General features: G+C 74.8%; 2 protein-coding genes. Both read left to right on the forward strand.

What is annotated here, in order from left to right:
- Positions 1–5,460, forward strand: a 5,460-nt coding sequence (locus FRZ03_RS08350; protein ID WP_146464529.1) for a type I polyketide synthase, incomplete at its 5' end; no start/stop codon positions are given.
- Positions 5,461–5,492: 32 nt separating this feature from the next.
- Complete coding sequence (locus tag FRZ03_RS08355; RefSeq protein WP_146464530.1) at positions 5,493–10,973, forward strand: type I polyketide synthase; 5,481 nt, start codon at positions 5,493–5,495, stop codon at positions 10,971–10,973.
- Positions 10,974–10,986: the final 13 nt, after the last annotated feature.

The raw sequence follows: 10,986 nt of genomic DNA on the forward strand, positions 1-10,986 counted from the left end.
CTCGGCACCGAACTCCCCGGCGCGGGCCCGGTCGGCACGGCGGCGACGGCGGAGCGGACCGCGGCCGCCGCCGACGAGCCGATCGCCATCGTCGGCATGAGCTGCCGCCTCCCGGGCGGGGTGCGCTCCCCGGAGGACCTGTGGCGGCTGGTGGCCGCCGGCCGGGACGGCATCTCCCGGTTCCCGGACGACCGCGGCTGGGACGTCGAGGGGCTCTACGACCCCGACCCCGAACACCTCGGCACCACCTATGCGCGCCACGGCGGCTTCCTGCACGAGGCGGCCGGGTTCGACGCGGGTTTCTTCGGCATCAGCCCCCGCGAGGCCCTGGCGATGGACCCGCAGCAGCGGCTGCTGCTGGAGGCGTCCTGGGAGGCGTTCGAGCACGCCGGGATCGACCCGGCGACGGTGCGGGGCAGCCGTACCGGCGTCTTCACCGGCCTCATGTACCACGACTACGGGCAGGGCCCGCGCGAACTGCCCGAGGGCGTCGAGGGCCTGCTCACCACCGGAGGCTCCGGCAGCGTCGCCTCCGGGCGTGTGTCCTACACGTTCGGTCTCGAAGGCCCGGCGGTCACGGTCGACACGGCCTGCTCCTCGTCGCTCGTCGCCCTGCACCTGGCCGTCCAGGCGCTGCGGAACGGCGAGTGCACGATGGCGCTCGCCGGTGGCGTCACCGTCATGGCGAGCCCGACGGTCTTCGTGGAGTTCAGCCGGCAGCGGGGGCTGTCGCCGGACGGGCGGTGCAGGGCGTTCGCGGCGGGTGCGGACGGTACGGGGTGGGGTGAGGGTGTGGGCCTGCTGCTGGTGGAGCGGTTGTCGGACGCGCGGCGCCATGGTCACCGGGTGCTGGCGGTGGTGCGGGGCAGTGCGGTGAACCAGGACGGTGCGTCGAACGGTCTGACCGCGCCCAGTGGTCCTGCGCAGCAGCGGGTGATCCGGCAGGCGCTGGCTTCGGCCGGGCTGGCTCCGGCGGACGTGGATGCCGTCGAGGCCCATGGCACGGGCACCCGTCTCGGTGACCCGATCGAGGCCCAGGCACTCCTCGCCACGTACGGCTGGGAACACTCCGACGACCAGCCTGTATGGCTCGGCTCGGTCAAGTCCAACATCGGCCACACGCAGGCCGCCGCGGGCGTCGCGGGCGTGATCAAGATGGTGCTGGCGATGCGGCACGGTGTGCTCCCGCCGACCCTGCACGTGGACGAGCCGTCCCCGCATGTGGACTGGTCGGCGGGCGCGGTACGGCTGCTGACCGAGGCCGTCGACTGGCCGCGGACGGGCCGCCCGCGCCGGGCCGCCGTGTCCTCGTTCGGCGTCAGCGGCACCAACGCGCATACGATCATCGAGCAGGCCCCCGCGAGCGACGAACCCCCCTCACCGCCGTCCGACCCCGGCGCGCCCGTCCCGTGGGTCCTCTCCGGTAAGACAGAGGCGGCCCTGCGGGCACAGGCCGCCCGCCTCGCCGCCCTCCTGGACGGCGCCGACGGCACCGAAGACGACGGCACCGGCCGCGCGGCCGACGTGGCGTACTCGCTCGCCACCACCAGGGCGGACTTCGAACACCGGGCCGTGGTGGTCGCCCGGACCCCCGAGGAGTTCCGGCGAGCACTGGCGGGTGTCGCCGCGGGAACCACACCGCCCGGCGTGGTGAGCGGCGCCGCGCGCACCTTTGGCAGGACCGTCTTCGTCTTCCCCGGGCAGGGCTCGCAGTGGGCGGGCATGGCCACGGAACTCCTGGACACCTCCCCGGTCTTCCGCGACCGGATCGACGCCTGCGAACGCGCCCTCGCGCCGCACGTGGACTGGTCGCTGACCGAGGTGCTGCGCGGCACCTCCGACGCCGGACAGGACCGGGTCGACGTGCTGCAACCCGTGCTCTGGGCGATGACCGTGGCCCTCGCCGAGGTGTGGCGCTCCTTCGGGGTGACCCCCGACGCGGTCGTCGGACACTCCCAGGGCGAGGTCTCCGCCGCGGTGGTCGCGGGAGCGCTCTCCCTGGAGGACGGGGCGCGCGTCGTGGCGCGCCGCAGCCTCGCGGTGCTCGGGCTCCAGGGGCACGGCGCGATGGCCTCGGTGGCGCTGCCGCACGAGGAGGCGCGGGAGCTGATCGGCCGGTGGGACGGCCGCCTCGGCATCGGCGCCGTGAACGGGCCCGGGACCGTCGTGGTCTCCGGCGACACCGACGCGCTGGACGAACTCCTCGCGCACTGCGCACACGAGGGCGTCCAGGCCCGCAAGGTCGCCGTCGACTACGCCGCGCACTCGCCGCAGATCGAACGCGTCGAAGCACGGGCGAACGAGGGGTTCGCCGGGATCGGCACGCTCCCCGCCGGCGTGCCGTTCTACTCCACGGTGACGGGCGGGAAACTGTCCCCGGACGAACTCGGCCCCGGCTACTGGTACCGCAACATGCGGCAGACGGTGCGGTTCCACGACGCGATCCGGGCCGCGCTGGCCGACGGCCACGACGTGTTCGTCGAAGTCAGCCCGCACCCCGTGCAGTTGGCGGGCATACAGGACACCATCGAGGCCGCCGGGGCGCGGGCCGCGATCCTGCCGACACTGCGCCGCGGCGACGGCGGGCGGCACCGCCTGATGCTGTCCCTGGCCCAGGCCCGTCTGCACGGCGTGGGCATCGACTGGGACGCCGTCCTGCCGGGCGCCCGCCGCGTCGACCTCCCGACCTACGCGTTCCAGCACGAGCGGTACTGGCTCGCGGCGGGCGCCCCGGCCGGGGACGTGCGCGCGGCCGGACTGGACGCCGCCGGGCACCCGTTCCTGGGCGCGATGGTGGAACTCCCGGACGCAGGCGGCCACTTGATGACCGGACTGCTGTCCCTGGCGACCCTGCCCTGGCTGGCCGACCACGCGGTGCTGGGCACGGTGCTGCTGCCCGGCACCGCGTTCGTGGAACTCGCCGCCCACGCCGCCACCGAGACCGGCTGCGACCTGGTCGAGGAACTCACCCTGGAGGCACCGCTGATCCTGCCCGAGCAGGGCGGCGTCGCGCTCCAGGTGCACGTGGGCGGGCAGGACGACTCCGGCCGCCGCCCGCTGAGCGTGCACTCGCGCGCCGGGGACGGCCCCTGGGTCCGCAACGCCACCGGCACCCTCGCCACCGGCGCCACCGGCGCCACCGGCGCCACGGCCCACGGCACCGACCTGGGCGACTGGCCGCCGGCCGACGCCGAACCGGTGGACCTGGACGGCTGCTACGACCGGCTGGCCGGTCTCGGCCTGAGCTACGGCCCGCTCTTCCAGGGACTGCGTGCCGCCTGGCGCGGCCCCGACGCGGTCTACGCCGAACTCGCCCTGGCCGACGAGGCACCGCCGGACGCGAACGCGTTCGCCCTGCACCCGGCCCTGCTCGACTCCGCGCTGCACGCGCTGGGCGAGGGCGGCCTCGTACCGGCCGCCGACGGTCCCCTGCTGCCCTTCGCCTGGTCCCGCGTCGCCCTGCACGGCACCGGACCGGCCGGCCTGCGGGTACGGCTCGCCCCGGCCGGCGGGGACGCCGTACGGCTGGACGCCGCCGACGGTACGGGACGCCCCGTCCTCTCGGTCGAGTCGCTGACGCTGCGCCCGGTGTCGGCCGGGCAGTTGCGGACGAACGCCCGGGACTGCCTGTTCACCGTGGAGTGGGCACCGCTCGCCGCCCCAGCCGACGCGCACCCCCCGGCCGTACGGGTCCACGACGACATCGCCGCCCTCCTCGCCGCTCCGGCGGCGCCGGCCGGCACGGACGCCGTCGTCGTCCCCTGCCCGGTCGGGTCGGGCCCCGACGCCGCACGGGTCCGGGAGGTCCTCGCCGAGGTGCTCGGCCTGCTGCGGTGGTGGACGGCCGAGGACCGGGCCGCCCGGCTGGTGCTGGTGACCCGGGGCGCGGTCGCCACCGGCGGCGACCCGGCGGCCGACCCGGTGCAGGCGGCCGTGTGGGGCCTGGTCCGGTCGGCGCAGTCGGAGAACCCCGACCGCTTCGTCCTCCTCGACATCGCCCGCGACGCCGACACTCAGCGCGCCGCCGCGACGGCCCTGCCCCGGCTCCTCGCCGCCGAGGAGCCGCAGGCGGCGCTGCGCGGCGACGCGCTCCTGCTGCCCCGGCTCACCCGGGCCGCCGCCGACACCCCGCCCGCCACCGGGGGCTTCGGGACCGGCAGGGTGCTCCTGACCGGCGCGTCCGGCGCGCTGGGCGGACTCGTCGCCCGGCACCTGGTCGCCGAGCACGGTGTGCGGAGCCTGCTGCTGATGAGCCGGCGCGGCGCGGACGCCGAGGGCGCGGCGGACCTCGGGGCGGAACTGACCGCCGCGGGCGCCGACGTACGCTGGGCGGCCTGCGACGCGGCCGACCGGGACGCCCTCGCCGAGGCGCTGTCCGGCACCCCGGTGACCGCCGTGGTGCACACGGCCGGCGTCCTGGACGACGGCGTTCTCGACTCGCTCACCCCCGAGCGCCTGGACACCGTGCTGCGCCCCAAGGCCGACGCGGTGCTGAACCTGCACGAACTCGTCGGCGACGTACGGGCGTTCGTGGTTTTCTCCTCGCTCGCGGGCACGCTCGGCACCCCCGGCCAGGCCAACTACGCCGCGGCCAACGCCTTCCTGGACGCCTTCGCCGCGCGGCGCCGGGCCGAGGGACAGCCCGCGCTGTCGCTGCCGTGGGGCCTGTGGCAGCGCACCGGCACCATGACCGAGGACCTCGGCGGCACCGACCGTACCCGGCTCGCCCGTGGCGGTGTGCTGCCGCTGTCCGACGAGGACGGCCTCGAACTCCTCGACGTGGCGCTCGCGTTGGACGAACCCCTCGTGGTGGCGGCACGGCTGGACCTCGCCGCCCTGCGGAACGCGGCCGCCCCCGTGCCGCCACTGTTCGGGGCGCTCGTCGGCGGCCGTGCGCGGCGCGCGGACCGGGCCGCCGCCGTCCCGTCGACCCAGCGGATCGCGGGCCTGCCCGAGAGCGAGCGCGCGGCAGCCGTGCTGGACCTCGTCCGGTCCGAGGTCGCCGCCGTTCTCGGGCACAGCTCGGCCAAGGCCGTCAGGCCCGAACAGGCATTCGGCGACCTGGGCTTCGACTCGCTGACCGCGGTGGAGCTGCGCAACCGGATGAACCGGGCCACCGGACTGCGGCTGCCCGCGACGCTGGTCTTCGACCACCCGACCCCCGCCGAGCTGGCGCAACGGGTGCTGAGCGACCTCCCCGGCGGCGCGGCCCGGTCCGCGCCGGTCTTCGACGAACTCGACCGCCTCGCCGCCGCCCTGGACGGCGCCGGAGCGGACGGCGTCGACAAGGTCACCCGAACCAAGATCGACATGCGTCTCCGGGCGCTGCTCGCCCGCTGGCACCGCGATGAGCCCGCCGAGCCCGCGGACGCGGGCGGAGCCGAGACCGACGACGACCTCAGCTCGGCGAGCGACGAGGAACTGTACGAACTCCTCGACGACGAACTCGGCATCTCCTGACCGCGCGCCAAAAGGGGCTGGCAACACCGATGATGAACGAAGACAGGCTCCGGGAGTACCTCAAGCGGGCCACCACCGACCTGCGCCAGGCCCGGCGGCGCGTGCGCGAATTGGAGACCCGCGACCGCGAACCGATCGCCATCGTGGGCATGAGCTGTCGGTTCCCCGGCGGCATCGGCTCCCCCGGGGAACTGTGGCGGCTGCTGGCCGAGGGCGAGGAGGCCATCGGGCACTTCCCCGAGGACCGCGGCTGGGACCTCGACACGCTCTACGACCCCGACCCCGAGCGCCCCGGCACGGTCTGCACCCGCCACGGCGGCTTCCTGCGCGACGCGGCCGACTTCGACGCCGACTTCTTCGGTATCTCGCCGCGCGAGGCCCTCGCCATGGACCCGCAGCAGCGCCTCCTGCTGGAGACCGCCTGGGAGGCGTTCGAGCACGCGGGCATCGACCCCGCCACCCTCAAGGGCAGCCGCACCGGGGTCTTCGCCGGGCTGATGTACCACGACTACGGCTTCACACCCGGCGTCCTCCCCGAAGGCGTCGAGGGCCTGATGAGCACCGGCAACTCCGGCAGCGTTGCCTCCGGGCGCATCGCCTACACCTTCGGCTTCGAGGGCCCCGCGGTCACCGTCGACACCGCCTGCTCGTCCTCGCTCGTCGCCCTGCACCTGGCCGTGCGGGCGCTGCGGGCCGGCGAATGCGGCATGGCGCTCGCGGGCGGGGTGACGGTCATGGCGGGCCCGAGCGCCTTCGTAGAGTTCAGCCGCCAGCGCGGACTCGCCCCCGACGGCCGCTGCAAGTCCTTCGCGGCGGCGGCGGACGGCGCGTCCTGGTCCGAGGGCGCCGGGCTGCTGCTCGTGGAGCGGCTGCGGGACGCCCGCCGGCTCGGCCACCGGGTGCTCGCGGTCGTCCGCGGCAGCGCCGTCAACCAGGACGGCGCCTCCAACGGCCTGACCGCGCCCAACGGCCCCTCCCAGCAGCGCGTGATCCTCGAAGCACTGGCCGGCGCCGGGCTGTCCGCCGAGGAGGTGGACGCCGTCGAGGCACACGGCACGGGCACGAGCCTCGGCGACCCGATCGAGGCGCAGGCACTCCTCGCCACCTACGGCCAGGATCGCGAACGCCCCCTGCTGCTTGGCTCGTTGAAGTCCAACATCGGCCACACGCAGGCCGCTGCGGGTGTGGCCGGTGTGATCAAGATGGTGCTGGCGATGCGGCACGGCCTGCTGCCGAAGACACTGCACGTGGACCGGCCCACCCCGCGGGTCGACTGGTCGGCGGGCTCGGTCCGGCTGCTGACCGAGCCGGTCCCGTGGCCCGAGACGGACCATCCGCGCCGGGCCGGGATCTCGTCGTTCGGGATCAGCGGCACCAACGCGCACATCATCCTCGAAGAGGCCCCCGAGGAGCAGGCCTCGGCAGAGCGGGCGCCCGGACAGGCGGGCCCGGCGGAGGAGCCGGAGGACGAGTCGGCGCGGGCCCGGACCACCGTGGTGCCGTGGGTGCTCTCCGCGAAGACGGGGGAGGCCCTGCGGGACCAGGCACGACGACTCCTGTCGTCCGTGGACCTCGCGGCCGCCGCACCCGCCGACGTGGGCTTCTCCCTCGCTGTCACCCGCTCGGCGCTGGAGCACCGGGCGGTCGTGGTCGGCGCGGACGGCGAAGAGCTGCGCGCGGGCCTGACCGCCCTGGCCGCGGACGAACCCGCGGCATGCCTGGTGACGGCACGGGCCGAGACGGACCGGGGCAAGGTCGGGTTCTTGTTCTCGGGGCAGGGGTCGCAGCGGCTGGGTATGGGGCGTGGGTTGTATGCGTCGTATCCGGTGTTCGCGGCGGCGTACGACGAGGTGTGTGCGTTGCTGGACGCGCCGGTCGATGTGGATGCCGGGTCGCTGCACCAGACCGGTTGCGCGCAGCCGGCGTTGTTCGCGGTCGAGGTGGCGTTGTTCCGGCTGTTGGAGTCGTGGGGCGTCAGGCCGGATTACGTGGCCGGTCATTCGGTGGGGGAGGTCGCGGCTGCTCATGTGGCCGGGGTGTTGTCGCTTGAGGATGCGGCGAGGTTGGTGTCGGCGCGGGCCGCGTTGATGCAGGCGTTGCCTTCCGGTGGGGCGATGGTGGCGGTCCAGGCAACGGAGGACGAGATCCTGCCCCACCTGACGGACGGGGTGGGTGTCGCGGCGGTCAACGGGTCGCGGTCGGTGGTGGTTTCCGGTGCCGAGGATGCCGTCCTGGCGGTCGCCGAGGTCTTCGCTCACGAGGGTCGAAAGACGTCTCGTCTGAAGGTCAGTCACGCCTTCCATTCGCCGTTGATGGAGGCGATGCTGGAGGAGTTCGCTGCGGTCGTCGGCGAGCTGGTCTTCAACGAGCCGCGGATTCCGGTGATTTCGAATCTCACGGGCCGTCTGGCGGAGCCGTACACCCCGGAGTACTGGGTCCGGCACGTGCGCGAGGCGGTCCGTTTCGCGGACGGGATCGAGACCCTGCGCGAGCTGGGTGTCTCGACGTTCGTGGAGATCGGCCCCGGCGGAGTGCTGAGCGCTCTCGCCCAGGGCTGCGTGGACGACATCGTCACCGTCCCCGTGCTCCGCGCCGACCGTCCCGAAGCACAGGCGATCACGCTCGCCCTCGGGCAGTTGCACGTGTGCGGCGCCGAAGTGGACTGGCACGCCCTCTTCCCCGGCGCCCGGCGCGTCGACCTGCCCACCTACGCGTTCCAGCGCGAGCGCTACTGGCTCAAGGGCACGGCCGCGGTCGACCTCTCCTCGGCGGGCCTGGACCCCGCCGGGCATCCGCTGCTCGGCGCGGTGGTGGAGACCGCCGGGGCACAGGACGTGCTGTTCACCGGCCGGCTGTCCACGGCCGACACGCCCTGGATCGCGGAACACACGGTCGCCGGCGTGCCGGTGCTCCTGGTCGCCGCGTTCGTGGACCTCGTCCTGGCGACGGGACGGCGGACCGGGTTTTCGTACCTGGACCAGCTGGACGTGGATGCCCCGCTGGTCCTCGCCGAACAGGGTGCCGTGCGTGTCCAGGTGCAGATCGGTGCGGGTGACGACCCCGACCGGCGCCTGGTGCGCGTCTTCAGCCGGCCCGCCGCGGGCGGTGCGGACGAGCCGTGGGTCCGCCACGTCACCGGGGAGCTGACCAGGAACGCCCCCCAGCCGGAATACGCCCCTACGATCTGGCCGCCGACGGGTGCCGAACCCATGGGCGTCGAGGGCCGTCCGGGCCTGCGCGCCGCCTGGCGCGCCGGGGACGAGCTGTACGCCGAGGCCGAGTTGCCCGCCGGTGAGCGGGACCGTGCGGCCCGCTACCTCCTGCACCCCCAACTTCTCCAAGTCGCCCTTGACTTGGGCGCGAAGGACGACGACGGGGTACTGCTGCCGCACGCCTGGAGCGGTGTCCGCGTGCACGCTCCGGGAGCCGGGGCCGTGCGTGTCCGTTTCCGGCCCGCGGGGGACGGAGCGGTGGCGATCGAACTGTCCGACGGCGGCGGCGGTCCCGTGGCCTCGATCGCGTCCGTACGGACCCGCGCGATGTCCCCGCAGCAGGTGCTGGCCTCGCGCGTGGCCCACCAGGACCGGATGTTCCAGGTCGACTGGGTCGAGCCCGCCGTGCCGCCCGCCACCGCCGACGAAACCCTCTGGGCGGTCCTCGGGGGCTCCCGCACCGGCATCGAAGCGCTCCGCACGGCGCTCGACGGCGGCGCCGCCACGCCCACCCACGTCCTGCTGCCGTGTGCCCCGAGCGAGGGCGACGCCGCCGAGGCGACACGCCGGCTGCTGGCCGATGTGCTGTCGGTCGTCCAGGAGTGGATCGCCGACGAGCGGTTCTCCGACACACGGCTGGTGGTGCTGACGCGGGGCGCCGTCGAACTGGACGGAACGGCCGTGGACCTCGCGCACGTCGCTCTCGCCGGTCTGGTCAAGTCGGCCCAGAGCGAGCACCCCGACCGGCTGCTGCTCCTCGACGTGGACGACTCGGTGAGCGACGACGGCGTCGCCCCGGCACTGGCCGCGGCGCTCGCCGCGCTGGACGAGCCGCAGGCCGCGGTGCGCGACGGAAAGCTGTACGTGCCGCGCCTCGCCCGGATCACCCCGCCCGAGCACCCCACCCCTCCCGAACGGGACCCGGGGGAGCCCACCGCCCCGGCGTGGGACCCGGAGGGGACCGTACTGCTCACCGGCGCGACCGGTGGTCTCGGGCGCTCGCTCGCGCGCCATCTCGTCACCGAACACGGAGCGCGCAGGCTGCTGCTGGCGAGCCGCCGGGGCCCCGCGGCCGAAGGCATCGGCGAACTCGTCACCGAACTTGGCGAGTTGGGTGCCCATGTCGACGTGGCCGCCTGTGACATCGCGGACCGCGACGCCGTCGCCGCCCTGCTGGCCTCCGTCCCGGCCGAACACCCGCTGGTGGCCGTGGTGCACGCGGCGGCGGCCCTGGACGACGGCGTGATCACCGCCCTGACTCCGGACCGCCTGGACACCGTACTGCGGCCCAAGGCCGACGGGGCGCTGCACCTGCACGAGCTGACCAAGGACCTGGGCCTCTCCGCGTTCGTGCTCTTCTCCTCCCTGGCCGGGGTCCTGGGCAGCGCCGGTGCCGCGAGCTACGCCGCCGCGAACGCCTTCCTGGACGGGCTGGCGCGACAGCGGCGGGCGGCGGGCCTGCCCGGCACCTCGCTGGCGTGGGGCCTGTGGACCGGCGACGACGGCATGGGCGACCGGATCACCGACGCCGACCGCACCCGGATGGGGCGGGCCGGCGTCGTGCCGTTCACCCCGGCGGAGGGGCTGGCCCTCTTCGACGCCGCCCTCACCGTGGACCGTCCGGTGGTCGTGCCGGTCCGGCTGGATCTGCCGGGGCTGCGCGCCATGGCCCGCACCGGCATGCTGCCCGCCGTCCTGCGCGGCCTCGTGGGCGACACCGCCGCCCCGGCCGGCACCACGGCCGGCGGGACCCCCGCACTGGCCCGCCGCCTCGCCGGAACGCCGGAGGCCGACCAGGAGAAGGTCCTGCTGGAACTGGTGCGCAACCAGGCGGCGGCCGCCCTCGGCCACGCCACCGCGGCCCGCATCGAACCCACCACCGCCTTCCGGGACATCGGCTTCGACTCCCTGACCGCCGTGGAACTGCGCAACCGGCTCAGGGCCGCGACCGGGCTCCGGCTCAAGCCCACCCTGGTCTTCGACCATCCCAACCCCGTCGCGATCGCCCGGCTGCTGCACAGGGACCTGGTGCTCGAACTCGCCGCCGAGGAACCGCCCGTGCTCGCCGAACTGGACCGGCTGGAGGCACGTCTCGCCGCGCTCGCCCCCGAGGACGCGGTGCGGGACACGGTCACCGCCCGGCTCAAGGCGCTGCTCTGGAAGTGGACCGACACCCACCGGAGCACCGCGGCGAACGCAGCCGGCCCCGGCACCGACCGCGACATCGACCTCGACCGCATCGACGCCGCCACCGACGACGAGATGTTCGACCTCATCGACCAAGAGCTCGGGTCTCGCTGACTCTTCCCACGCA

Source organism: Streptomyces misionensis, from assembly GCF_007896895.1.
Classification (GTDB): Bacteria; Actinomycetota; Actinomycetes; order Streptomycetales; family Streptomycetaceae; genus Streptomyces; species Streptomyces misionensis_A.